The 22,070-nt window shown below is 69.5% G+C and carries 24 protein-coding genes; 9 read left to right on the top strand and 15 right to left on the bottom strand.

The features are described 5' to 3' along the window. Positions 1–9: 9 nt before the first annotated feature. From ACYQ0J_RS12025 to ACYQ0J_RS12040, 4 genes are read right to left on the bottom strand one after another with little or no spacing between them, the layout of a single operon-like run. Entirely contained in the window at positions 10–324 is a 315-nt protein-coding gene (locus ACYQ0J_RS12025) for a type II toxin-antitoxin system HicA family toxin (RefSeq protein WP_460172348.1), read from the bottom strand. Continuing rightward, entirely contained in the window at positions 252–458 is a 207-nt protein-coding gene (locus ACYQ0J_RS12030) for a 2-oxoisovalerate dehydrogenase (RefSeq protein WP_460172349.1), read from the bottom strand. The genes ACYQ0J_RS12025 and ACYQ0J_RS12030 overlap by 73 nt, the downstream gene beginning before the upstream one ends. Before the next feature lies 1 nt (position 459). Next, a complete protein-coding gene (locus tag ACYQ0J_RS12035; protein WP_460172350.1) occupies positions 460–1,434 on the bottom strand; it encodes an alpha-ketoacid dehydrogenase subunit beta in 975 nt (324 codons plus the stop codon). 12 nt (positions 1,435–1,446) lie between these two features. After that, positions 1,447–2,550, bottom strand: a complete 1,104-nt coding sequence (locus ACYQ0J_RS12040; RefSeq protein ID WP_460172351.1) for a thiamine pyrophosphate-dependent dehydrogenase E1 component subunit alpha — start codon at positions 2,548–2,550, stop codon at positions 1,447–1,449. Positions 2,551–2,675: 125 nt separating this feature from the next. Between ACYQ0J_RS12040 and ACYQ0J_RS12045 the strand changes: the two genes are divergently transcribed. Continuing rightward, the gene (locus ACYQ0J_RS12045; RefSeq protein WP_460172352.1) at positions 2,676–3,089 is read left to right on the top strand and encodes a 23S rRNA (pseudouridine(1915)-N(3))-methyltransferase RlmH; all 414 of its coding nucleotides are present in this window, start codon (positions 2,676–2,678) and stop codon (positions 3,087–3,089) included. Continuing rightward, positions 3,086–3,478 carry a metallopeptidase family protein gene (locus tag ACYQ0J_RS12050; protein ID WP_460172353.1) on the top strand — a complete coding sequence of 131 codons (393 nt, stop codon included), beginning with the start codon at positions 3,086–3,088 and terminating at the stop codon, positions 3,476–3,478. Before ACYQ0J_RS12045 ends, ACYQ0J_RS12050 begins: the two co-directional genes overlap by 4 nt. On the opposite strand, the gene ACYQ0J_RS12055 is transcribed toward ACYQ0J_RS12050, so the two are convergent. Genes ACYQ0J_RS12055 through ACYQ0J_RS12065 form a run of 3 tightly spaced genes read right to left on the bottom strand, consistent with a single transcriptional unit; the run spans position 3,429 to position 5,832 of the window. Continuing rightward, complete coding sequence (locus ACYQ0J_RS12055) at positions 3,429–3,854, bottom strand: DUF2203 family protein (protein WP_460172354.1); 426 nt, start codon at positions 3,852–3,854, stop codon at positions 3,429–3,431. The genes ACYQ0J_RS12050 and ACYQ0J_RS12055 overlap by 50 nt on opposite strands. A gap of 47 nt (positions 3,855–3,901) precedes the next feature. Further along, complete coding sequence (locus tag ACYQ0J_RS12060; RefSeq protein ID WP_460172355.1) at positions 3,902–4,786, bottom strand: biotin--[acetyl-CoA-carboxylase] ligase; 885 nt, start codon at positions 4,784–4,786, stop codon at positions 3,902–3,904. Next, positions 4,786–5,832 (bottom strand): glucose-1-phosphate thymidylyltransferase, encoded by a 1,047-nt coding sequence (locus ACYQ0J_RS12065; protein WP_460172356.1) that lies wholly within the window; start codon positions 5,830–5,832, stop codon positions 4,786–4,788. The genes ACYQ0J_RS12060 and ACYQ0J_RS12065 overlap by 1 nt, the downstream gene beginning before the upstream one ends. Positions 5,833–5,866: 34 nt before the next feature. On the opposite strand from ACYQ0J_RS12065, the gene ACYQ0J_RS12070 reads away from it, so the two are divergent. Both ACYQ0J_RS12070 and ACYQ0J_RS12075 read left to right on the top strand, forming a co-directional pair. Next, on the top strand, positions 5,867–6,658 hold the full coding sequence (locus ACYQ0J_RS12070) for a class I SAM-dependent methyltransferase (RefSeq protein WP_460172357.1): 792 nt from the start codon (positions 5,867–5,869) through the stop codon (positions 6,656–6,658). A gap of 118 nt (positions 6,659–6,776) precedes the next feature. Continuing rightward, positions 6,777–7,157, top strand: a complete 381-nt coding sequence (locus ACYQ0J_RS12075) for a secondary thiamine-phosphate synthase enzyme YjbQ (protein WP_460172358.1) — start codon at positions 6,777–6,779, stop codon at positions 7,155–7,157. Here the strand turns inward: ACYQ0J_RS12075 and ACYQ0J_RS12080 are convergent. From ACYQ0J_RS12080 to ACYQ0J_RS12090, 3 genes are all read right to left on the bottom strand, one after another. Continuing rightward, a complete protein-coding gene (locus ACYQ0J_RS12080) occupies positions 7,154–9,334 on the bottom strand; it encodes a RelA/SpoT family protein (RefSeq protein WP_460172359.1) in 2,181 nt (726 codons plus the stop codon). The two genes, ACYQ0J_RS12075 and ACYQ0J_RS12080, sit on opposite strands and share 4 nt — an antisense overlap. Before the next feature lie 77 nt (positions 9,335–9,411). After that, entirely contained in the window at positions 9,412–11,679 is a 2,268-nt protein-coding gene (locus tag ACYQ0J_RS12085) for a hypothetical protein (protein ID WP_460172360.1), read from the bottom strand. A gap of 10 nt (positions 11,680–11,689) precedes the next feature. Further along, complete coding sequence (locus ACYQ0J_RS12090; protein WP_460172361.1) at positions 11,690–12,745, bottom strand: mechanosensitive ion channel family protein; 1,056 nt, start codon at positions 12,743–12,745, stop codon at positions 11,690–11,692. Positions 12,746–12,777: 32 nt separating this feature from the next. Here ACYQ0J_RS12090 and hemQ point away from each other — a divergent pair, with 32 nt between their 5' ends. Both hemQ and ACYQ0J_RS12100 read left to right on the top strand, forming a co-directional pair. Beyond that, complete coding sequence (gene hemQ / locus ACYQ0J_RS12095) at positions 12,778–13,530, top strand: hydrogen peroxide-dependent heme synthase (protein WP_460172362.1); 753 nt, start codon at positions 12,778–12,780, stop codon at positions 13,528–13,530. After that, on the top strand, positions 13,527–14,015 hold the full coding sequence (locus ACYQ0J_RS12100) for a chlorite dismutase family protein (protein WP_460172363.1): 489 nt from the start codon (positions 13,527–13,529) through the stop codon (positions 14,013–14,015). The genes hemQ and ACYQ0J_RS12100 overlap by 4 nt, the downstream gene beginning before the upstream one ends. Positions 14,016–14,128: 113 nt before the next feature. Here the strand turns inward: ACYQ0J_RS12100 and ACYQ0J_RS12105 are convergent, their stop codons facing one another. The 3 genes from ACYQ0J_RS12105 to ACYQ0J_RS12115 are packed head-to-tail and all read right to left on the bottom strand — an operon-like array spanning position 14,129 to position 16,020. After that, entirely contained in the window at positions 14,129–14,743 is a 615-nt protein-coding gene (locus ACYQ0J_RS12105) for a PepSY-associated TM helix domain-containing protein (RefSeq protein ID WP_460172364.1), read from the bottom strand. After that, positions 14,721–15,254 carry a DUF2271 domain-containing protein gene (locus ACYQ0J_RS12110; protein ID WP_460172365.1) on the bottom strand — a complete coding sequence of 178 codons (534 nt, stop codon included), beginning with the start codon at positions 15,252–15,254 and terminating at the stop codon, positions 14,721–14,723. Before ACYQ0J_RS12110 ends, ACYQ0J_RS12105 begins: the two co-directional genes overlap by 23 nt. Next, positions 15,217–16,020, bottom strand: coding sequence for an FAD:protein FMN transferase (locus tag ACYQ0J_RS12115; RefSeq protein WP_460172366.1), 804 nt, complete (start codon positions 16,018–16,020; stop codon positions 15,217–15,219). Before ACYQ0J_RS12115 ends, ACYQ0J_RS12110 begins: the two co-directional genes overlap by 38 nt. A 101-nt stretch (positions 16,021–16,121) precedes the next feature. On the opposite strand from ACYQ0J_RS12115, the gene ACYQ0J_RS12120 reads away from it, so the two are divergent. Beyond that, positions 16,122–16,781: a response regulator transcription factor gene (locus ACYQ0J_RS12120; RefSeq protein ID WP_460172367.1), complete on the top strand. Its 660-nt coding sequence runs from the start codon at positions 16,122–16,124 to the stop codon at positions 16,779–16,781. Continuing rightward, entirely contained in the window at positions 16,771–17,994 is a 1,224-nt protein-coding gene (locus tag ACYQ0J_RS12125) for a sensor histidine kinase (protein ID WP_460172368.1), read from the top strand. The genes ACYQ0J_RS12120 and ACYQ0J_RS12125 overlap by 11 nt, the downstream gene beginning before the upstream one ends. Here ACYQ0J_RS12125 and ruvA read toward each other — a convergent pair. Both ruvA and ACYQ0J_RS12135 read right to left on the bottom strand, forming a co-directional pair. Next, positions 17,966–18,541, bottom strand: coding sequence for a Holliday junction branch migration protein RuvA (ruvA, locus tag ACYQ0J_RS12130; protein WP_460172369.1), 576 nt, complete (start codon positions 18,539–18,541; stop codon positions 17,966–17,968). The genes ACYQ0J_RS12125 and ruvA overlap by 29 nt on opposite strands. Next, a complete protein-coding gene (locus ACYQ0J_RS12135) occupies positions 18,538–19,302 on the bottom strand; it encodes an enoyl-CoA hydratase/isomerase family protein (protein ID WP_460172370.1) in 765 nt (254 codons plus the stop codon). The genes ruvA and ACYQ0J_RS12135 overlap by 4 nt, the downstream gene beginning before the upstream one ends. Positions 19,303–19,391: 89 nt before the next feature. Here ACYQ0J_RS12135 and ACYQ0J_RS12140 point away from each other — a divergent pair, with 89 nt between their 5' ends. Further along, entirely contained in the window at positions 19,392–22,070 is a 2,679-nt protein-coding gene (locus tag ACYQ0J_RS12140; RefSeq protein WP_460172371.1) for a 2-oxoglutarate dehydrogenase E1 component, read from the top strand.

Here is a 22,070-nt window from a genome sequence, read left to right on the forward strand (position 1 = left end):
GTCCTCCCTTTACAGGTCCAGGAGTTGTTGAAGTCCTTTGCGGTCTATCCCACGGGCTTCTGCCACCGCCTTTAGGATTCCGGCCAAGGTTTCCACCTTTAGCGGGCGATGAAGGGGGATGGTGATGGCATGAGGACCGCTAGGGCCTTCCCAGGTCATACGCACATGGCTTCCCGTTTGACGCTCCACCCGATAGCCCAGGCGGGCTAACCTCTTGACAAGTTCCTCCCCGGTGAGGTCGCGGGGAAGCTTCACGGGGTAAGGACCTCCTCGCGGACGAAGTGCAGACGAATGATCGGAGGTGCTTCTTCGCCAAAGTGGCACCGGACCGCATCCCGGATCATCTCCTTGAGCTCCTCCCAGGTTTCTCCCTCCGTGAAGATGGCTTCCCCTAGGGCACGGGCAACAAACCCTCCTTCTTCCGCCTCTTCTACCAGGAAGATGATTTCCCTTGGCATATCAGTAGTCTAGCGCCCGCTTGGCGGCGTTCAGGATGCGGGTGACGGTGGGCAGGTAGAGCTTGTCCTGGGCGTAGGGGTAGGGGGTGTCAAACCCCGTGACCCGGATGGGCGGGGCGAGGAGCATGTCCAGGATGTCCTCGGCGATGGTGGCTGCCACCTCGCTCACGAAGCTCGCGTGCCGGGGGGCGTCGGAGACCAGGACGGCCCTTCCCGTCTTGGCCACGGAGTCCATCACCGCCTCGTAGTCCCAGGGCATGAGGCTCCTTAAGTCCAAGACCTCGGCGGCTACCCCGGCTTTGGCGAGTTCCTCCGCCGCCTGTAAGACCTCGGGCATCACGGTGCCATAGCCGATGAGGGTTATGTCCTTCCCTTCGCGCCTCAGGGCCGCCTTGCCCAGGGGCAGGACGTAGTCGTCCTCCGGCACCTCCTCCTTCACCGAGCGGTAGAGCCTTTTGGGCTCCAGGAAGACCACGGGATCCTCGTCGCGGATGGCCGCCTTCAGCAGCCCCTTGGCGTCGTAGGGGGTGGAGACGGCCACCACCTTGAGCCCGGCGGTGTGCACGAAGTGGGCCTCGGGGCTTTGCGAGTGGTGGTGCCCGCCCTTCACCCCACCCCCGGAGGGCATGCGCACCACCAGGGGCGCGGTGAACTGGCCTCCCGAGCGGTAGCGGAGCTTGGCCACCTGGCTCACCAGCTGGTCAAACCCGGGGAAGATGTAGTCGGCGAACTGGATCTCGGCCACCGGCCTCAGGCCGTGGGCGGCCATGCCCAAGGCGGCCCCCACGATGGCCGCCTCGGAGAGGGGGGTGTCCATGACCCGGTCGGGCCCGTACTTCTGGAGAAGCCCCTCGGTCACCAGGAAGACCCCGCCCCGCTTGCCCACGTCCTCCCCCAGGACCACCACCCGGGGGTCCTTGGCCATCTCCTCGTCCAGGGCCCGGTTCAGGGCCTGCACCATGGTCATCACGGCCACGGCCCACCTCCCTTAGAGTTCTTCCCGCAGGAGGGCTTCCTGGCGGAGGAGGTGCCAAGGCTTTTCGGAGAAGACGTCCTCAAACATCCACTCCGCGGCCACGGGACCCGCCTCCTCGGCCTCCTGCAAGGCCCTTTCCAGCTCGGCGCGGATCTCCGCCTTCAGGTCTTCCTCCCACTCCGGGTTCCACAGGCCCTTGGCCTCCAGGAAGCGCTGGAAGCGGAGGAGGGGGTCCCGCTTCCGCCAGGCCTCCACCTCTTCCCGGGGGCGGTAGCGGCTGTCGTCGTCGGCGGAGGAATGGGGGCCGTAGCGGTAGACCCTTAGCTCCACAAGGCTTGGCCCCTCCCCCATGCGGGCCCTTTCCACCGCCTCCTTCACCACGTAGTAGCTGGCCAGCACGTCCATGCCGTCCACCAGGTAGCCGGGGATGCCGAAGGCGTGGGCCTTGTCGGCGATGGTGGGGCTGTGGGTCTGGCGGCGGTAGTCCACGCTGATGGCGTAGAAGTTGTTCTCGGCGATGAAGACGGCCGGTGCCCCCTGCACGGCGGCGAAGTTGATCCCTGCGTACCAGTCCCCTTCGCTGGTGGCCCCGTCCCCGAAGGTGCAGACCGCCACCTGGCCCGTGCGGAGGAGCTTCATGCTGATGGCGGCCCCGGCGGCGGGGGGCACGTGGGAGGCGATGGGGGAGGCCACGGTGAAGTAGTGGAGGGCCTTGGAGCCCGGGTGCTCGGGCATCTGGCGGCCCTTGTTGGGGTCGGCCCGGGTGGCCAGCATCTGGCCGAAGAGCTCCTTGGCGGGGATGCCCAGGGCCAAGGCCAGGCCGTGGTCGCGGTAGTAGGGGAAGAGCCAGTCAAAGCCCTTCCTCACCGCGTGGGCGATGGCCACCTGGGCGGCCTCGTGGCCGGCGGCGGGGGCGATGAAGCTGGTCTTGCCGGTGCGGATGAGGATGGTGTAGCGTTCATCCAGCATCCGGGCCGCCAGCATGTCCCGGTAGAGGCGGCGTAGCTTCTCCTCGTCTAGGTCCAGGGGGAAGTCCCCTAGCCACTCCCCCTTCTCCCCGATCAGCCTTATGGGCTCTGGGGTGAAGGGCTGGAACCGGTGGGTGTCCTTGACCATAAGCCCTCCTCTCTTGCGCTTTTGGCGCTGGCTGAGCCCTCCCTGGGTAAGGGCTTGGGGCTCCTGGGGGTGGGGGTCGGTCCCACTTTCCCTTCGCCCCGAGTATACCCCGTTAGGATGGGGGTGTGCGCCTGCGGGTGGTGGCGGTGGGCAGGCCCAGGCTGGCCTACGCCCGGCTGGGTGTGGAGGAGTACGCCGGGCGCATCGCCAGGTATGCTCCCCTCGAGGTCCTCTTCGTCAAGGAGGCGCGGGAGCTCCTTCCCCGGGCGGAGGGGCACCGCAAGGTGGTCTTGGACGAGCGGGGAAGGCTTTTCACCACGGAGGGGCTCTTCCGCTTCCTGAGGGGGTGGGAAGGGGAGCGGGTGGCCTTCCTGGTGGGGGGGGCGGAGGGGCATCCCGAGGCGGTGCGGCGGGAGGCGGACCTCCTCCTTTCCCTCTCCCCCCTCACCCTGCAGCACGAGCTGGCCCTTGTGGTGCTCCTGGAGCAGCTCTACCGGGTCCTGACCTTGGGGGCGGGGCACCCCTATCACCGGCCATGACCTACGAGGCCTTCGTGGAGCTGGTGGGGAGGCTTTGGGAGGAGATCCCCGAGGCCTTCAAGCGGGGGCTTCAGGGGGTGCACGTCCTGCCTCAGGCCAAGCCCGAGCCGGGGCTTGAGGGCGTGTGGCGCCTGGGGGAGTACCTGGACCCGGGGCCGCCCTCGGCCTTTGGAGGGTTTGAGGGCTTGGGGCGGCACATCGCCCTCTACTACGGCTCCTTCCGGGAGGTGGCGGGACCCGGTTTTGACTGGGAGGCCGAGGCGTGGGAAACCCTCCTCCACGAGCTCCGGCACCACCTGGAGTCCCTGGCGGGGCGGGACGACCTGGTCCGGGAGGACCTCAAGCGCCTGGACGCTTTTCGCCGGGGTGGTCCTGGGGGAGAAGGGTGAGCTCTTCCGCCAGAAGGGGCCGCCTTTCCCTGAAGCCCCCGGAGAGGGGGTGGTAGTGGGCCACCTCGGGTTCCCCCTCCTGCCAGCAGAGGAAGACCACTTCCCCTCCTATCCGGGCGGGGAAGTCCACGAGGCCCCGGTCCAGGTCCTTGAGGAAGACCCCGAGGGAGGTGAGGTAGCGGGCGTCGGCCTCCAGGGAACCCAGGAGAAAGCGGGCCTCCTCCTCCAGGGCCCGTCTTTCCACGCCCCGGGCCTCGGGGAGCCGGGCCTGGATCTCCCCCAGTTCCTTCCGGGCCTGCCGCATCTGGGAGAGGACCCTCCGGAGCTCGGGCAGGAGGGCGTCGGCCTCTTCCTTGGTGAAGATGCGGGCGAACATACCTAGCCCCATCCTAGCACAAGCGCTTGGGAAAATCTAAGCCTACCTCACTCAATTAGGGGCAGAAGCTCCACCTCCCCGGCCCCCACCCGCACCCCTCCCACCTGGAGGCTTCCGTCGTTCAGGACCGCCTCCGCCACCCCCTCCACCACGCCCCTGGCCGTGCGCACCCGCACCCTTCGCCCCAGGGTGTAGGAGGCCCCCCGGTAGCGGTCCAGAAGGGCTTCCGGGGTTTCCAGGAGGGGGAGGAGTCCTTCCAGCTTGAGGAGAAACCCCTCCAGAACCTCCCGCCGGGAGAGGGGCGTGAACTCCCGGAGGAAGGCCGCCCCCTCCGGGGCCCAGGCCACGTTCACCCCCACCCCCAGGAGGGCGTAGGCCACCTCCTCCCCCTCGGCCTTGGCCTCCAGGAGGAGGCCCGCCAGCTTGCGTCCGTCCGGGGCGAGGAGGTCGTTGGGCCACTTGAGCCCCCCCACCCCCACCGCCTCCCGGAGGGCGAGGCCCGCGAGGAGGGGGAGGAGGGCGAGGGCGGAGAGGGGAAGGCTTGGCCTCAGGAGGAGGGAGAAGGTGAGGCTTGCCCCGGGGCGGCTTTCCCATGGCCTTCCCCGCCTTCCCCGGCCCCGTTCCTGGACCTCGGCCAGGACCAAGGCCCCCTCGGGGGCCCCCGCCTCGGCCCAGGCCCTGAGGACGTCCTGGGTGCTCCCCACCCGGCCCAAATAGCGGTAGGGCCGCCCCAGGCGCCCTAACGGCCGGAAGAGGTGGGGCAGGGGGGTCCCCGGGAGGATGCGGTAGCCCTTCCGCCCCACCTCCAGGGGAAAGCCCTCGGCGAGAAGCCGCTTCGCCTCCTTGGAGACCGCGGCCCGGCTCACCCCTAAGGCCCGGGCCAGGGCCTCGCCGCCTTGGTAGTCCTCGGTGAGGAGGGAAAGCAGGGGCATCAGGCCAGTTCCACCTGGGAGAGGTCCCCGAGGATCAGGCGGTGGGCCCGGGGAAGGCCGTTCCGGCTTCGCACCTCGGCCCCCACGCCCAGGATGCTTTCCTGGAGGCGCAAGGGGACGTCTTCCAGCACCGCGTGGTCCTCCAGGATGGAGTACTCCACCTCCGAGCGCACCACCCGTGCCCCCGGCCCCAAGGAGGTGAAGGGGCCCACGTAAGCCTCCTCCACCACGGCCCCTTCCCCGATAAAGGCCGGGCCGATGACCGTGCTCCCCGCCACCTTGGCGCCCCGCTCCACCACCACCCGGCCCGTGAGCTGGCTTGCCACCACCTCCCCCTCCACCCGGGGGGAGAGCTCCTCCAGGAGGAGGCGGTTGGCGTCCAAGAGGTCCTGGGGGCGGCCCGTGTCCTTCCACCAGCCCTTGACCTCCACGCCCACCACCCGCTTCCCCTGGTCAATGAGGCCTTGGATGGCGTCGGTGATCTCGTACTCCCCCCGGGCCGAGGGCTTTAGGTCCCGGATGACGGAGAAGACCTCGGGGGTGAAGACGTAGACCCCGGCCACCGCCAGGTCCGAGGGGGGTTCCTTGGGCTTTTCCAGGAGGCGCACGATGCGATCCCCTTCCAGGACCGCCACCCCGAACTGCCTGGGGTTTTCCACCCGCACCAGGGCGATGACCGCGCTCACCCCCTCCTGGAAAGCTTCTATGAAACTCCCGATCCCCTTTTGGAAGAGGTTGTCCCCCAGGTAGAGGACAAAGGGGCTTTCCCCCAGGAACCCCTGGGCCACGGCCACCGCGTGGGCCAGGCCCTGGGGCTCCTCCTGCAGGATGTAGCGTACCCGGTAGCCGGAAAGGGCCTCGCGGATGTCCTTTTCCGTTTCCGGGGAGACCACCACCCCGATCTCCCTTACCCCCGCTTCCAGGAGGTTCTCCACCGCATAGTGGACGATGGGCCGCCCGGCCACCCGGATGACCGGTTTGGGCCGGGTGTGGGTGAGGGGGCGGAGGCGGGTGCCCCGCCCGGCGGCCAGGATAAGCCCCTTCATGGCGGGAAGTATACCCCGTACAATAGAAGGGGACATGTCCAGCGCCTTTACCCGGGTGGCCTACGCTTACGACCGCCTCCGGGCTTACCCGCCGGAGGTGGCGGGCCGCATCGCCACCGCCATGGGGGGCGCCCTCCAGGGGAAGGGAGAGGAGCCCGTCCTCCTGGAGCTCGGGGTGGGTACGGGACGCATCGCCTTGCCCCTCATCGCCCGCGGCTACCGCTACATTGCCTTGGACGTGAACCCGGCCATGCTGGAGGTCTTCCGGCAGAAGGCGGCAGGGGTCATGCGCAAGGTGCGCCTGCTCTTGGCGGATGCCCGGGCCATCCCCCTTCCGGGGGAGAGCGTGGACGCGGTGATCGCGGTCCACCTCTGGCACCTCCTCCCCGACTGGCCCAAGGCCCTGGCGGAGGCCTTAAGGGTCTTGAAGCCGGGCGGCGTGCTCCTGGAGGGCTGGGACCGGATGGAGGCCGAGGTGGAGTGGCGCTTGCAGGAAGCGTGGCGGGCCCTGGTGGAGGCCGAGGGGGTCCGGGTGGAGCGGGGCCTCCACCAGCGGCGGCTCGCCGAGGTGGAGGAGGCCTTGCGGCGCCTCGGCCTGCGGCCCAAGGCGCGGCAGGTGGTGGCCTGGCGGGAGGAGCGTTCCGTAAGGGAGGCCCTCGAGGCCCTGCAGGAGAGGCTTTATTCCTTCACCCAGGCCGTGCCGGAGGAGGTCCACCAGCGGGTCATGCCCCGGCTTTGGGCCCTGGCCGAGGCCGAGTTCGGCGACCTGGACCAGAGCTTCCCGGTGGAGAAGAGCTTCCACCTGCGCACCTCCCGCCTGGGCTGAATACCCCACCGCGGCCGAAGCCTCGGTGGGGGCCCCAAAAAGGCCATGCCCACGGAGACGGACCGAAGCTGGCGTGTGGCGAAATCAAGGCCTTGGCGTTTAGGCTATTCTCAGGGGCATGAAGCGCCTTTCGGTTCAAACGCCTCCCGAGGGGCTGGTCAACATCACCAAGCGGGTGGAGGCGGTTCTGGAGGGGCACACGGGGCTCGTCTACCTCTTCGTGCCCCACACCACCTGCGGCCTCACCGTGCAGGAAGGGGCGGACCCCCACGTGGCCCACGACCTCCTGGCCCGCCTGGACGAGCTGGCCCCCCGCCACCACCCCAAGGACCTCCACGCCGAGGGCAACTCCCACGCCCACCTGAAGAGCCTCCTCACCGGGGTCCACCTCCTCCTCCTCGCCCGGGGAGGGAGGCTTTTGCTGGGCCGTTGGCAGCAGGTTTTTCTGGCGGAGTTTGACGGGCCCAGGGAACGGGAGGTCTGGGTTCACCCCCTCTAGACCCAGCGCACCTCCTGCACGCTCTTCACCCCCTTCAGGGCCTGGATAAGGCCTTCCCGCTCCCCGTCTTGCACGGAAAGGCGCAGGCGGATGCGGGCCAGGGGGCCCAGGATGCGGGTTTCCGAGCCCAGGGCGCTCTTCCCCGCCTCGGCCACCACCTGCATCACGTCCCGGAGAAGCCCGGCGCGGTCTTGGGCCAGGACCTCGAGGGTGGCCACCTTCCCCCCCACCCCCTCCCAGTAGGCCCCGATGACCCGGTCCGCCTCCGGCCCCTGCAGGATGCGGCGCAGGTTGGGGCAGTCCGCCCGGTGGATGGTGACCCCCCGGCCCCGGGTCACGAAGCCCAGGATGCCGTCCCCCTTCATGGGCTCGCAGCAGGAGGCCAGGCGGATGGGGGCCTGCAGGTCCTGCTCCAGGCGGATGCCCCACTCGTTTCTGGGGGCGGGCTTGGGCTTTTCCGGCTTGAGGAGGGCCTTGGGGTAGAGCTTCTCCGCCACCTGCCTGGGGGTGAGCCGGTTCAGGGCCAGGGCCAGGTAGAGCTCCTCCGGGGAGGGGGTGAGGGAGAGGCGCTTGGCCGCCTCCTCCAGCTGGCTGTCCGTGGGCTTGGGGAGGCCGCGCCGCTTCAGGTAACGCTCCAGGAGGTTCTGGCCCTTTTCCAGGGTTTCCTGCCGCTCCTGGGCGCGGAAGTACTGGCGGATCTTGCTCTTGGCGCTCCGGGTCCGGGCGAACTCCAGCCAGCCCTTGGAGGGGTGGGCGTTTTTGCTGGTTAGGATCTCCACGATCTCCCCGTTTTGCAGCTCGTAGGAGAGGGGGACGATGCGCCCGTTCACCTTGGCCCCCACCATGTGGTGGCCCACCTCGGTGTGGATGTGGTAGGCGAAGTCCACGGGGGTGGCCCCCTTGGGCAGGTTGATGATGCGCCCCTTGGGGGTGAAGACGAAGACCCTTCCTCCCAGGAGGTCCCGGGTCACCGCCTCCACGAACTCCCGGGAGCTAGAGAACTCCTGCTGCCACTCCTGGATGTTCCGGAGCCAGGAGACCCGGCGCTTCACCTCCTCGGGGTCGGTGAGCCCCTCCTTGTAGAGCCAGTGGGCGGCGATGCCGTACTCGGCCACGCGGTGCATCTCCCGGGTGCGGATCTGCACCTCCAAGGGGAGCCCCTCCAGGGCGATGACCGTGGTGTGGAGGCTTTGGTAGCCGTTGGGCTTGGGCACGGCGATGTAGTCCTTGACCCTTCCGGGGATGGGCTGCCACAGGGCGTGCACCAGGCCCAGGACGTGGTAGCAGACCTGCTTTTCCCGGAGGGCCTTGGCCTCCTCCGTGGGGCTTGGCTTGGGGTCCAGGATGACCCGGACCGCCAGGAGGTCGTAGATCTGCTCCAGGGCCTTCCCCTCCCGCTCCATCTTCTTCCAGATGGAGTAGAGGTGCTTGGGCCGGCCCGTGACCTCCAGGCCCTGGAGCTGGGCCTGGAGGAGCTCGTCCTTCCTCAGGGCCTCCTCCAAGGCGGCCATGGCCTTCTGGACCACCCTTTCCCGGGCCTCCTGGGTCTCCCGGATGCGGGAGAGGAGGGCCTGGTAGGCCTCGGGGTGGAGGTAGCGGAAGGAGAGGTCCTCCAGCTCCCACTTGAGCTGGCCCATCCCCAGGCGGTGGGCCAGGGGGGCGTAGATCTCCAGGGTCTCCTGGGCGATCCGCTTCTGCTTCTCGGGGGGCATGTGCTCCAGGGTGCGCAGGTTGTGCAGGCGGTCCGCCAGCTTGACGATGATGATGCGCACGTCCTCCGCCATGGCGATGAACATCTGGCGGAGGTCTTCGGCCCGCCGCTCCTCCCCCTCGAGGTTGGCAAGCTTGTACAGCTTGCTCACCTTGGTCTCCCCCTCCACGATCCGGCGCACGGCGGGGCCGAACCGCCTTTCCAGCTCCGCCCCTCCCACCCCGCAGTCCTCCAGGGTGTCGTGGAGGAGGCCGGCGGCCACGGTGTCCGCGTCCATGTGCAGGCCGGCCAGGATCTCCGCCACGGCCACCGGGTGGGTGATGTAGGGCTCCCCGCTTCGCCTTAGCTGGCCCCGGTGGGCCTCCTCGGCGAAGAGGTAGGCTTCCCTCACCTTCTCCCGCTCCTCCGGGGAGAGGTAGGATAGAAGCGATGCAAGCTTTTCCCAAAGGGCGGAGGCGGTTACCACTATTCTTTAGTTTAGCACCCTAAGCCCCCAGCCCTGGTTTCGCGAGGCGGGCCGCCCGGGTTGGGGCTGCGGGGTACTTAGGAGGCGAGCTCCAGGAGAAAGGCGGAGAGGCTGGTCTTGTCCAGAAGGGCCACCAGGGTGCGGCCCCTTCGCTTTGCCAGGACCAGGGCCTTCTCCCCCAGGAGGACCACCGCGGGCCCCCGGGACTGCCCCAGACCCTCGTCCAGGCGGTCCAGGGCCCGCTTCAGCTCCAGGAGGGGCCCCTTGGGGAAGGGGAGGGGGTCTTCCAGGTAGCCCAAGGCCTCCACCCCGGGGAGGCGCAAGGGGGCGAGGGCGTCCTCCTGGGCCTGGCCTTCCCGCTGGTCAAAGACCCCCAGGAGGGCCTCCAGGTCCGCCCCCCGGATTTCCTGGAGCACGGTCCTGGCCGCCTCCTGCTCCCTTTCCAGTTCCCGCAGGAGGCCTTCCGCCTGGCCCAGGGTCTTCTCCACCTGGGCGAGCCCCTGGGGGCCCAGGCGGGGGAGCTTTTCCTGGGCGCTTTGGAGCACGGAGAGGAGGGGTTTGAGGCGGCGCTTTGTATCGCTTTGGAAGCCCCTGAGGCGGGCCTCCGCCTGGAAGAAGGCGGTGAGGCGGGTGGTGAGCTCCTCCCGCTTGGCCTCGAGGCGCCGCCTCAAGGCCTGGAGGGCCCGGGCCACGGGGGCGGGGTCGGGGAGGGGTTTGCGCTTCTCCTCCTCAATGGCCCGCAAGACCCCCTCCCCGCCGAAGCCCCGGAAGCGCTCGGCCAGGGCCTGGAGGCGGGAGAGCTCCTGAAGGGCCTCCTGGCGGGCCTGGGCCTTGGCCTCGGCCAGGCGGAGGCGCAGGGCCTCCAGGTCGGGCAGGCGCCCCTGGCGGAGGAGGGCCTCGGCCTCCGCCACCGCACTCTCCAGGCCCAGGGCCTCGGCCTCGGGCTTGAGGCCCTGGAGGGCCTGGGCGGCCTCCGCCAGCTTGGCCTTGAGGGCGGCCTCCTCCCCTTGGGCGCGAAGGAGCTCCGCGTAGCGGGCGCGCACCCGGGCCAGGCCCTGGGGCAGGGCCTCCGGGGGCAAGGCCCGGAGCTCCTCCCAGAGGGGCCGGAAGGCCTCCCCCTTGGCCAATAGCTCCCGGAGCAGGGCCTCCTTTTCCTCCAGGAGGCGCTTTTCCTCCTCGGCCTTGCGCCTGGCCTCCTCCTCCAGCCGCCGGAGCTCTTCTTCCAGGGGGAGGAGGTCGGGGTGGCCCCCTTCCTCCAGGGTTTCCTCCGCCAGGCGCAGGGCCCTTTCCAGGGGCGCCTTGGCCTCCTCGGGGAGGGGGAGGGTTCGCAGGGCCTCTTGGAGTTGGATGAGGCGGGCCCGCTTCTCCGCCCTAAGGTTCCGCTCCGCCTCCTGGAAGGCCTCTTCCAGGAGCTTTAGCTTCTCCCCCACCGGGGTGCCCGCCTCCAGGAGGGCCTGGACCTCGGCCAGCAAGGGGCTCACCGTGGCCCGCTCCAGGAGGGCCGCGTGGCGGGCCAGGAGTTCTTCCAGCCTGCGCCGCTCCTCCTCCACCTCCAGGGCCTGGATGCGCCTCGAGGCCTCCTCGGAGAGGGCCTCCAGGTCCACCACCAGCTCCCCCTCCAGCTCGGAGGCCTCCTCCACGGTGAGGAGGACGTCGGTGGGGTGCTTGGGGGTTTCGGGAGGCTTTTCCTGGGTTTCAAAGACGATCTCCGGCAGGGTGGGGGCCCGCACGGCGCTGGACTCCAGGAACTTCCTGAGCTCCAGGGCCAGGCCCCGCGCCCGCTCCACCTCCGCCTGGGCGAAGAGCCCCTCGGCGTGGGCGCGGCGGATGGTCTCCAGGAGGCTTTCCAGCCGCCTCACCTTGGGCCCTCCCAGGTGGCGCACCCTTTCCAGGGCCTCCTCCAGGTGGGCCAGGTCCTTGGCCTGGCGCAGGAGGGCCTCTTCCAGCTTCTCCTCCAGGGCCGCGAGGAGCTCCTTGCCCTCGGCCAAGAGGGCGGGGTCGGGCTCCTGGCGCAGGCGGTTCACCAAGGCCCTGAGGCGGCCCACCTCCGGCCAGTCCACGTAGAGGCCGAAGCGCTTAAGGCCTCCCTCCAGGGCTTCCAGGGTCGCGCTTCGGGCGGTTATCCGCCCTAGGGCCCCTTCCACCACCTTTCGGGCCTCCTGGGGGGAGAGGCGGGCTTGGAGCTCCCGGAAGACCAGGCCCTTGAGGAGGTAGGCGCCGTCCTCTGGGGTGAGCTCGGAAGGCCGCTTCCCCAGGCGTTTCAACCCCTCTTCCAGCACCACCTCCGCCCGCGGCCCCAGGTGGGGCTGGAGCACCTCCAGGATCTCCCCGTAGACCTCCGGCATCCCCCTTAGCCTACACCCCCTTTTCCAGCCGCAAGGCCTCCCCGAAGTAAAGCTTCTGGTGGGGGAAGGGGATCTCTATCCCCTCCCGGTCCAGGCGGTTTTTAATGCGCCTCCGGAACTCCCGGGCCACGGCCCACTGCTGGGCGGGCTTGGTGTTGAAAAGGACGCGGATGACCACGGCGGAGTTGGCCAGGTCCTGAACCCCCAGGACCTCGGGGGGGGCGGTGAAGCGGTCCTGCCACCCGGGGTCCTGGGAAAAGCGCGCCACCTCGTCCTGGAAGACGGCCAGCACCCGGTCCAGGTCCTCCTTGTAGGCCACCCCCACGTCCACCACCGCCCGGCTCCACTCCTGGGTGAGGACGGTGACCTGGCGCACCTCCGAGTTGGGGATGAAGTGGACCCTTCCCTCCAGGTCCCTTAGCACGGTGAGGCGCAGGTTGAACTTCTCCACCACGCCCCCCACCCCGTTGATCTGGACGATGTCCCCCACCCCGTACTGGTCCTCCAGGAGGATGAAGAAGCCGTTGATGAAGTCCCGGATGAGGTTCTGGGCGGCGAAGCTCAAGGCGAGCCCCGCCACCCCGGCCCCGGCCAGGAGGGCGGTGACGTTGAGGCCCAGGTTGGAGAGGAGGAGTAGCCCCCCCAGGACCAAGAGGGTGCCCTTTAGGGCCGACTCCGAGACCACCCGCAGGGTCCGCCTACGGATGGCCTCGCGGCTGAGTTCCTCCTCTGCCTCGGGGAGGCGGGCGAGGAGGAGGGGGATGAGGCGGTAGCCCAGGAACGTGAGGGCCAGGACCGCCAAGGCAGCGAGGCCCCGCTCCCCAAGCCAGCCCGCCAAGGAGCGCCCCCAGGAGGCCAGGGGCTCGTAGGGAAGGGCGAGGAGGTGGGCCAGGTAGCTGAGGGCCCCCACCAGGACGCCTCCCCACCACAGGTAGCCCAAAAGCCGGAAGAAGCGGTCGTCCTTCGCCGTGGGGGTGAGGCGGCCCACCAGGTTCAGGGCCTTGGCCCCGTAGCGCCCCAGGATCCAGGCCAGGAGCAGGACCAAAAGGGCCTTCAAGACCACCATGGGGGCAGTATACCGGAGGGTATATTGGGGCCATGGAAGGGCACGTCCCCGAACCCACCTTTACCCTCGAGGGCTGGCACATCCTCCACGATTTTCGCCGCCTGGACTTCCCCGGGTGGCTTTCCGCCCCCAAGGAGGTCCGGCGGGAGGCTTGGGAGGAGCTTAAGGGGATCCTCGCCGCCTGGGCCCGGGTGGAGGCCGAGGGGCGGGGGTCTTACGGGGTCTACCAGGTGGTCACCCAGAAGGCGGACCTCCTCTTCCTCAACCTGAGGGAGAACCTGGACGCCCTTTTGGAGGCGGAGGAGGCCCTGAACAAGAGCCTCCTCGCCCGCTTTCTGCGCCCGGCCTACGGCTTCTACTCGGTGGTGGAGCTGGGAAGCCAGACGGGCCCCCTGGACCCCGAGGCCCCCTACGTGAAGCCCCGCCTCACCCCCAGGGTGCCCAAGGGGGGGTACGTGTGCTTCTACCCCATGAACAAGCGGCGTCAAGGGCAGGACAACTGGTACATGCTCCCTGCCAAGGAGCGGGCCAGCCTCATGAAGGCCCACGGGGAGACGGGCCGGAAGTACCAGGGGAAGGTCCTGCAGGTGATCAGCGGGGCCCAGGGCCTGGACGACTGGGAGTGGGGGGTGGACCTCTTCAGCGAGGACCCCATCCAGTTCAAGAAGATTGTCTACGAGATGCGCTTTGACGAGGTCTCCGCCCGGTTTGGCGAGTTCGGGCCCTTCTACGTGGGCAAGCACCTCACGGAGGAGACCCTGGCCCGCTTCCTGGGGGCGGTATGAGGCTTTGGGCCTTCAGCCTCTTCCGCCTCCTGCCGGAGTTCCGCCGCCTCGAGGCCGAGGTCCAGGAGCACCTGAAGGAGGAGTTTGCCCTCCTCCTCGCCCGCTGGCAGGCCAGGGAGGGCTTCTTGGCGGTCTACAGCCTGGTGGGCCTTTCCGCGGAGGCCGACCTCCTCCTCTGGCAAGGGGCCGAGGACCTCAAGGCCCTGCAGGCCCTGCGCCGGGAGATGCACCGCACCCGCTTCCTGGGCTACTTGGAGCCCGTGGCCCTCTACCTGGACCGGGGGCCGGGGGAGCCGGGGGCGGGTCCCCTGGCCCTCTTCCCTTACGGCCTGGAAGGCCCCGTGCCGGAGGGGCTTAAGGCCTTCCGGGGCGAAGGGCTCCAGGCCTTGGAAGGCCCCTGGGAGGCCCTTTTCCCCTTGGTCCTGCGGGAAGGGGGCCACCTGGGGACGAGGCGCGCCCCCAGGGAAGCCCTGGACGAGCTCTAGGCGCTTTATGCCACCCCAGGCTGGCCTGGGCCGGGATGGGGGTCCGGGTGGGGGTTTCCGGAAAGGGCGTTAAGGGTCTTTGCTGGGTCCCTGCCCGGGGTTCGTAGGCGTCCCTAAAGGCTTGCCCATAGGGCCATCCCCCCGAAGAGCAGGAAGCCCAAAAGAAGGCTAAGGAGGGCTGCCCGCCGGGTTTTGCGCAGGAAGAGGCCGAGAAGGAGCCCGGTGAGGCTCACCAGGGCCAGGAAGAGGGCGGAGAGGTCTAGGAAGACCCTCCAGCCTCCCGGCGTGTCCCGGCCCTTGTGCAGGTCGTTTAGTGCGGCCACCAGACCGTGCGCCGTCACCACCACGCGGTAGGCCCCCGTCCCGGGGTCCACCTGGGCGTCCGCGGCGTACCCGGGGGCCCGGAAGGAGACCCAGACTTCCTGCCCCGCCTCGCCCCGGTCGGCCACCCGGCCCCGCAGGCCCAAGGCCCTGAGGTCCTCGGCGAGCCTCAGCCAGTCCACGGCCTGCCCCTCCAGGTAAGGCGCCCCGGGCAGGGTTCCGGAGACCTTCCTCGGGCTTCCCTCCCCGAACCACTCCGGGTGGTTCAGGGTAAGGCCGGTGAGGGCGAAGAAGAGGAGGGTGAGGAAGGCCAGGAGGGAAAGGTAGAGGTGGAGGGTGCGGCTTAGGGTGTAAAGCCGGCTCCGCCAGGGGCTCACCCCTGGCCTAGGCTTTCCGGCGGTAGTCAAGGGCCACCTCCTGGAGCTCCCCCTTCAGGGCGTAAACCTTTTGGAAAGGCTTTTCGGAAAGCTCCACCTTTTCCCGGAAGAGCTCGTAGGGTCCGTGCTCCCGGGCGTACTCCACGCACACGTAATAGGTGCCCTGGGCCACGGTCCTTCCCCTTTCGTCCCTCCCGTCCCAGGCCACGGTGTAGCGGCCCGGGGGACGGGTGGGGCCGGAGAAGGTGCGCATCCTCTCCGGGTCCGATAGGCCAAAGTAGCGCCGAAGCTCGTTCCACCAGCGCTCCCCCTTCCCGGGCATGAGGAAAAGGGCCAGGGTTCGCACCAGGTTTCCCTCCTCCTCCACGAACACCGCCACGTAGGGGGCGCGGTAGCGGAACCCGCCGCCTTGGTAGGCGAAGGAGACCGCAAGCTCCATCCCCTGGGGCCAGGGCTTCCCCTGGGCCCGGGCCAGGCCTAGGGCCAGGGCGCCCGAGACCACCCTAAGGAAGCTTCTCCGGCTGTAATACCGCTTCAGCATCCTTCCCTCCCTCTGGGCCGAGTACGGGGCCTTCCGGGGTGAAGAGGACCCCCCTGGCCGCGAAGGCTAAAAGGGTGGGCCAGGCGGCCTTCCCCAGGACGAAGAGGGCCTTGGCCAGGCCGTCCGCCAGGCAGGCGGAAGGGGCCAAGACCGTGGCCTGGAGGCCGGGGGCGGGTTTCCCCGTGCGGGGGTCCAGGAGGTGGGATCCCTGGTGGCGTACTCCGCTGGTGGCCACCCCGCCCTCCCCCAGGAGGAACACCAGGGCGGGCGGGGCGTTGTCGGGGCCCAAAGGGGGCTCCACCGCCACCTCCGCCTGCCCCGGACCCCGGCGGGCCAGGTCCCCGCCCAGGTTCACCAGGGCGGCCTTGGCCCCGGCCCTTAGGGCCGCCTCCGCCGCCCGGTCGGCCATGTAGCCCTTGGCCAGGCCGTCCAGGTCCAAGGGGGCCAGGATCTCCACCTCCGTTCCCAGGAAGCGCAGGGCCTCTCCGCCGTGGCGGGGAGCGGGGTGGAAGGCCCCGCCCGTGGCCTCTTGGAGCTTTTGGGCGGTGAGAAGCACCTCCCGCATCTCCGGGCTCGGCCTTCCGCCCCCCTGGCGCACCAGGCGGGTGAGTTCGCTTTCCCGGTGGCGGCTGAAGAGGCCTTCCAAACGCCTCACCTCCTGCAACGCCGCGAAAAAGGCCCTACGGGCCCGCCAAGGGGGGGCCACGAGCTGCACCTCCAGGTAGCTTCCCAGCACCCCCTCCCACCTGGCCCCGTACCGGCCCATGGGACTAAGGGTAGGGAAGGCCGGTTAGGCGGTTGTTAGGGCGTAGCGCCTTGGGGGCCTGGGATAACCCCGCCCTAACCGGAAGGGGGGATACTGAAGGGGTGCAGGTGCTTCTCCTCGAGGACGAGCCCCGCCTGGGCCGGGCGGTGGAGGGAGCCTTGCTGGCCCAAGGCTACGGGGTGCGCTGGGCCAAGGCCTTGGGGGAGGCCAGGGAGGCCTTCCTGGAGCTCGAGCCCGACCTTATGGTTCTGGACGTCCGTCTGCCCGAGGACGGGGACGGGGGCTTCCGCTTCGCCGAGGAGGTGCGGGCCATGGGCTACAAGGGGCCCATCCTCTTCCTCACCGCCCGGGATGCCCTGGAGGACCGCGTCCAGGGCCTGGACCTGGGCGGGGACGACTACTTGGTCAAGCCCTTCCACCTGGAGGAGCTTTTGGCTCGGGTTCGGGCCCTTCTGCGCCGGGTGGCGGAGGTCAAGGAGAGCCGGGTGCGGCTTGGGCCCCTGGAGGTGGACCTGGCGGGGCGGGGGGTCTTTTGGGAGGGGCGGCGGGTGGATCTCTCCGTGAAGGAGTTCGCCCTCCTCGAGGTCCTCCTCCTCCACCCCGGCCGGGTCTTCTCCCCCGAGGAGCTGGCGGAGCGGGTCTTCGGGGATGGGGAGAAGGTGGGGGCGGTGAAGGTCTACGTGCACTACCTCAGGCAGAAGCTCCACCCCAGGGTGGTGCGCACCGTGCCCGGGGGGTACCGGCTTGGCCATGAGCCTTAGGGCCCGTCTGGCCCTCTTCTTCGCTCTCTCCCTGGGGCTTGCCCTCCTCTTCCAGGGGGCCTTGAGCTACTTTGCCCTCAAGCGCCTGGTGGAGGCCGACCTGGACCGTTCCCTTTTCTTTTACGTGCGGGCCCTCGCCGAGGGGCGGTCAAGCCCCAGGGGAGAGTTTGCCTTCCGCCTGGTGCGGGAAGGGGAGCGGGCGCAAAGCCCGAACTTTCCGGGCTTCCCTGAGCGCCCCCCGGGGGCCTACTGGTGGGAGGGCTGGCGGGTCCTGGTCCTGGCCGTGCCCGGGGGCACCCTCACCGTGGCCCGCTACGACCAGGGGGTGGTCCTGGCGCTTTCCCGTTTCCGCCTGGCCCTTTGGGGGGTGGGCGGGGCCCTCACCCTTTTCTCCCTCCTCCTCGCCTCCCGGCTCGCGGGGGAGGCCCTGAGGCCCCTGCGCCGCCTCACGGAGGTGGCCCGGCGGGTGGCCGAGTCCCGGGACCTTTCCCAGCGGGTGGCCCCTGAGGGCGGTGGGGAGCTTGCGGCCTTGGCCGAGGCCTTCAACCACATGCTGGAACGCCTCGAGGCCTTCCTGGAGCGGGAGCGCCGCTTCACCCGGGACGCGGCCCACGAGCTCAGGACCCCGGTGGCCGCCGCCTTGGCCCAGCTGGAGGCGGCCAAAGCGGGGTACCTCCCCCGGGAGGAGGTCTTAGGAGCGCTGGAGGAGGAGCTTTTGCGGATGAAGCGCCTGGTGGAGGCCCTTTTCGTCCTGGCCCGGGAAGGGCGGGTGGAGCGCGTGGCCCTGGACCTGGCCGCCCTGGCGCGGGAGGAGGCCGAGGCCCTCGGCGTGCCCTACCGGGGGCCGGAGCGCCTGCCCTACGAGGGGGACCCCCTCCTCCTCGCCCAGGCCCTCAGGAACCTCCTGCAAAACGCCCTCCTCCACGGGGAGGGGAAAGGGGTGGAGGTAAGGCTTGCCGTGGAGGGCGGGGAAGTCCTCCTGGAGGTGAAGGACGAGGGCCCGGGGATGCCCGAGGAGGCCCTTAGGGAAGCGGGCCGCCCCTTCTTCCGCGCCTCCCCCAGGCCTGGGGAGGGCCTGGGCCTCTCCGTGGCCAAGAAGGTGGCGGAGGCCCACGGGGGGCGTCTGGAGCTTCTGCCCCACCCTCCCTCGGGCCTCAGGGCGCGCCTCTGGCTAGCCAAGGCCCTCAGCGGAGCCGCTTCAGGGCCTCCTTGATGAGGTCCTGGGCCTTGGCCTCGGGGGTCTTGGCCAGGAGGTCCAGGACCACCGCCCGGGCCTGGCCTTCCTTGAAGCCCAGGGCCGCCAGGGCCAGGACGGCTTCCTCCGCCGCCTCGCTCCTCACTTTTTCCCCGCCCACGAGCTCCAGGGGCACCTTGCCCTTGAGTTCCAGGGCGATGCGCTCGGCAAGCCTTCTCCCCACCCCGCTGGCGGAGGTGAGGAGCCTCAGGTCCCCCTCCGCCAGGGCCCGGGCCAGGAGCTTGGGGGTGAGGGCGGAGAGGAGGGCCAAGGCCGCCTTGGGCCCCACCCCGCTCACGGAGAGGAGAAGCTGGAAGAGGGTGAGGCTTGGCTCGTCGGGGAAGCCGTAGAGGGCGGGGCCATCCTCGCGGAGCTGGAGGTGGGTGTGCACCTCGGCCTCCTGGCCCTCCCGGAGGCTCTGCAGAAAGGGCGAGGGGGCCTGCAGGTAAAACCCCACCCCGCCCACCAGGAGGAGGAAGCCCCCCTCCTCCTTCTTCAGGACCGTGCCCTTCAGGTAGCGGATCATCGCCCCTGGAACCTGGGGGGCCGCTTTTCCCGGAAGGCCCTTACCCCTTCCTCGTGGTCCAGGGTGCGGCCCGCCTCCCCCTGGAGGACGGCCTCGAGGGCCAAGGCCTCGGAAAGGGAGAGCCGGTAGGTCTCCAGGAGGAGCTTCCGGGTGAGGGCGTAGGCCCGGGTGGGACCTTGGGCGAGCTCCCGGGCCAGGGAGAGGGCCTCCTCCAGGAGGGTTTCCGCCGGGACCACCCGGTGCACCAGGCCCAGGGCCAAGGCCTCCTCCGCGGAGAGTTTGGGGGAGAGGAGGAGAAGCTCTTGGGCCTTGGCCAGGCCCAAGAGCCGGGGCAGGAGGAAGCTCATCCCCGAATCGGGGACGAGGCCGATCTTTATGAAGGCCGGGGTGAAGCTCGCCCCCACGGCGGCGAGGCGCAGGTCCCCAAAGAGGGCGAGGCTCATCCCCGCCCCGGCGGCGGGGCCGTTCACCGCCACCACCAGGGGTTTCTCCAGGCGGCTCAAGGCCTCCACCACCCGGTTGTAGCGGCGCAGGTGGGCCTCGTAGTCGGGCTTGGCCTCGCCGAACTCCATGAGGTCCTGCCCCGCAGAGAAGGCCCGCCCGGCCCCGGTGAGGAGGAGGGCCCGGACCTCGGGATCCTCGTTGCCCTGCCGCAAGGCCTCGTGCAGTTCCTCCAGGAGGCTACCCGTGAGGGCGTTGAGCCTTTCCGGCCGGTTCAGGGTGAGGAGCAGGACGCCTTCCCTCTTCTCCTTCAGGACCATGGCCCCATTGTAAAGGGCCGGGGCCCCTACACCGCCTTTTGGTGTAGCGTAGATGAAGGGGGTATACCGCCCCCTTTGGGAGGCGAGGCATGGAGCTCACGCTGGAAAGCCAAGGCTACCTGGAGGCCCTCTACCGGGCCTACCTGGAGGACCCGTTTGCCCTGCCGGAGGAGTGGCGCCGCTACTTCTCCGCCCTGGCCTTAGAGGACGGCCGACGAGAAACCCCGCCCGTGGCTCCCGCAGAGGCTTTGGACCTGGCCTTCCTCCTCAAGGTGGAGGCCTTGCGCCAGGCCTACCGGGAGCTCGGGCACCTGGCGGCCCGGATTGACCCCTTGGGCCGGGAAAGGCCGAGGCCCGAGGCGCTTTCCCTCGAGGCCCACGGCCTCTCCCCCAAGGACCTGGGGAGGCCCCTTCCCCCCCTCTTCGGCGCCCCCACCTTAGGGGCTCTCCTGGAGCGCCTCGAGGCCACCTACCTGGGCCCCGTGGGCTTTGAGCTGGCCCATGTGGCGCCCGAGGAGCGGGAGTGGCTCCGCGCCCGCATAGAGGCCCCCTGGGAGAAGCCCCCAAAGGAGGTGCGCCGCCGCCTCCTGGAGCGCCTCATGCAGGCCAGCCTCTTCGAGGCCTTCTTGCAGAGGAAGTACCTGGGGGCCAAGACCTTCAGCGTGGAGGGCCTGGAAAGCCTCATCCCCCTTCTCCAGGAGGCGGTGGTGGAGGCGGCCCGCCACGGGGTGCGGGAGGTGGTCCTCGGCATGGCCCACCGGGGGCGGCTCAACGTCCTGGCCAACGTGGTGGGCAAGCCCTTTGACCGCATCTTCCGGGAGTTTGAGGAGATCTTCCCCGAGGGCTATGCCGGGGATGTGAAGTACCACCTGGGCTTCTCCAACGACCTGGAGACGCCCCACGGAAAGGTGCACGTCTCCCTCAACTTCAACCCGAGCCACCTGGAGTTCGTGAACCCCGTGACCCTGGGGAGGCTAAGGGCCAAGCAGGACCGCTTCGGGGACCGGGAGAGGCGGCGGGGCCTGGCCATCCTGGTCCACGGGGACTCGGCCTTCGTGGGGGAGGGGATCGTCCAGGAGACCCTGAACCTCTCAGGGCTCCCCGGCTACCGGGTGGGGGGCACCCTCCACGTGGTGGCCAACAACCAGCTGGGCTTCACCACCCTCCCTTCGGAGTACACCTCCTGCCGCTACCCCACGGATGTGGCCAAGATGGTGGGGGCCCCCATCTTCCACGTGAACGCCGAGGCGGTGGACGAGCTTTTCTTCGTTCTGCGCCTGGCCCTGGAATACCGGCAGCGCTTCGGCAAGGATGTGGTGATAGACCTGGTGGGCTACCGCCGCCGGGGGCACAACGAGACGGACGAGCCCACCTTCACCCAGCCGGACATGTACGCCCTCATCGCCAAGAAGCCCGAGCCCTGGCGGGTCTACGGGGAAAGGCTCCTGGCCGAGGGGGAGGTGGCGGACGAGGAGCTTAAGGCCATGCAGGAGGCCTACCTGGAGCGGCTGGAGAGCGCCTTCGCCCAGGTGAAGGCCGAGCCTGGCCCCGTGGTGCCCCACGGGCTTTCCGGCATCTGGCGGGGGTACGTGGGTGGCCCGGACCACCGGGTGCCCGAGGCGGACACCCGCGTGCCCAAGGAGGCCTTGAAGAACCTCCTGGTGCGGCTTGGCTCGGTCCCAGAGGGCTTCCAGGTGCACCCCAAGCTCAAGCGCTTCCTCGAGGCCCGCCTGGAGATGGCGGAGGAGAAGCGCCCCCTGGACTGGGCGGCGGCCGAGGCCCTGGCCTTCGGCTCCTTGGCCGCCGAGGGGCATAGGGTGCGCCTCACGGGCCAAGACGCCCTCCGGGGCACCTTCACCCAGCGCCACGCGGCCCTTTACGATTACCGGACGGGCAGGCCCTACATCCCCCTCCAGCACCTTACCGAGGGGCAGGCGGAGGTGGAGATCTACAACTCGCCGCTTTCCGAGGCCGGGGTCTTGGGCTTTGAGTACGGCTACAGCCTGGACTACCCCGAGGGGCTCGTCCTCTGGGAGGCCCAGTTCGGGGACTTCGTCAACGTGGCCCAGGTCTACATAGACCAGTTCCTGGCCAGCGCCGAGGCCAAGTGGAACCGCCTCTCGGGCCTCGTCCTCCTCCTGCCCCACGGCCTCGAGGGGCAAGGCCCCGAGCACTCCTCGGCCAGGCTGGAGCGCTTCCTCCAGCTTGGAGCCCAGGACAACCTCCAGGTGGCCTACCCCACCACCCCCGCCCAGCTCTTCCACCTCCTGCGCCGCCAGGTGAAGCGGCCCATCCGCAAACCCCTCATCGTCATGACCCCCAAGAGCCTCCTGCGCCACCCCGAGGTGGTCTCCACCCTGGAGGAGCTCGCCCAAGGCCGCTTCCAGAAGGTGATCCCGGAGAGGGTCAAGGGGGCGAGGAAGGTGCTCCTCACCTCGGGCAAGGTCTACTACGACCTCCTGCAGAAGCGCCGGGAGCTTCAGGCGGAGGACGTGGCCCTCCTGAGGCTGGAACTCCTCTACCCCTTCCCCGAGGAGGACCTGAAGGAGGCGCTGGGCTTCTATCCCAAGAGAACCCCCGTGGTCTACGTGCAGGAGGAACCCGTGAACCAAGGGGCCTGGTGGTACCTCTCCGCCCGCTTCTGCGGGGAGATCTACGGCCACCCCTTCTCCGTGGTGGCCCGGCCCGAGTCCCCAAGCCCCGCCGTGGGCTCCTCCAAGGTGCACAAGCTGGAGCAGGAAAGGCTGTTGGAAGAGGCCTTCAAGTGA

The sequence above is a fragment of the Thermus sp. FJN-A genome, from assembly GCF_054655095.1.

What these genes read in the sequence shown, in the direction of transcription:
- ACYQ0J_RS12030 (WP_460172349.1), bottom strand. Translation starts at nt 458, where the DNA reads ATGCCAAGGGAAATCATCTTCCTGGTAGAAGAGGCGGAAGAAGGAGGG.
- ACYQ0J_RS12040 (WP_460172351.1), bottom strand. Translation starts at nt 2,550, where the DNA reads ATGGTCAAGGACACCCACCGGTTCCAGCCCTTCACCCCAGAGCCCATA.
- ACYQ0J_RS12050 (WP_460172353.1), top strand. Translation starts at nt 3,086, where the DNA reads ATGACCTACGAGGCCTTCGTGGAGCTGGTGGGGAGGCTTTGGGAGGAG.
- ACYQ0J_RS12055 (WP_460172354.1), bottom strand. Translation starts at nt 3,854, where the DNA reads ATGTTCGCCCGCATCTTCACCAAGGAAGAGGCCGACGCCCTCCTGCCC.
- ACYQ0J_RS12060 (WP_460172355.1), bottom strand. Translation starts at nt 4,786, where the DNA reads ATGCCCCTGCTTTCCCTCCTCACCGAGGACTACCAAGGCGGCGAGGCC.
- ACYQ0J_RS12065 (WP_460172356.1), bottom strand. Translation starts at nt 5,832, where the DNA reads ATGAAGGGGCTTATCCTGGCCGCCGGGCGGGGCACCCGCCTCCGCCCC.
- ACYQ0J_RS12070 (WP_460172357.1), top strand. Translation starts at nt 5,867, where the DNA reads ATGTCCAGCGCCTTTACCCGGGTGGCCTACGCTTACGACCGCCTCCGG.
- ACYQ0J_RS12075 (WP_460172358.1), top strand. Translation starts at nt 6,777, where the DNA reads ATGAAGCGCCTTTCGGTTCAAACGCCTCCCGAGGGGCTGGTCAACATC.
- ACYQ0J_RS12085 (WP_460172360.1), bottom strand. Translation starts at nt 11,679, where the DNA reads ATGCCGGAGGTCTACGGGGAGATCCTGGAGGTGCTCCAGCCCCACCTG.
- ACYQ0J_RS12090 (WP_460172361.1), bottom strand. Translation starts at nt 12,745, where the DNA reads ATGGTGGTCTTGAAGGCCCTTTTGGTCCTGCTCCTGGCCTGGATCCTG.
- hemQ (WP_460172362.1), top strand. Translation starts at nt 12,778, where the DNA reads ATGGAAGGGCACGTCCCCGAACCCACCTTTACCCTCGAGGGCTGGCAC.
- ACYQ0J_RS12100 (WP_460172363.1), top strand. Translation starts at nt 13,527, where the DNA reads ATGAGGCTTTGGGCCTTCAGCCTCTTCCGCCTCCTGCCGGAGTTCCGC.
- ACYQ0J_RS12110 (WP_460172365.1), bottom strand. Translation starts at nt 15,254, where the DNA reads ATGCTGAAGCGGTATTACAGCCGGAGAAGCTTCCTTAGGGTGGTCTCG.
- ACYQ0J_RS12115 (WP_460172366.1), bottom strand. Translation starts at nt 16,020, where the DNA reads ATGGGCCGGTACGGGGCCAGGTGGGAGGGGGTGCTGGGAAGCTACCTG.
- ACYQ0J_RS12125 (WP_460172368.1), top strand. Translation starts at nt 16,771, where the DNA reads ATGAGCCTTAGGGCCCGTCTGGCCCTCTTCTTCGCTCTCTCCCTGGGG.
- ruvA (WP_460172369.1), bottom strand. Translation starts at nt 18,541, where the DNA reads ATGATCCGCTACCTGAAGGGCACGGTCCTGAAGAAGGAGGAGGGGGGC.
- ACYQ0J_RS12135 (WP_460172370.1), bottom strand. Translation starts at nt 19,302, where the DNA reads ATGGTCCTGAAGGAGAAGAGGGAAGGCGTCCTGCTCCTCACCCTGAAC.
- ACYQ0J_RS12140 (WP_460172371.1), top strand. Translation starts at nt 19,392, where the DNA reads ATGGAGCTCACGCTGGAAAGCCAAGGCTACCTGGAGGCCCTCTACCGG.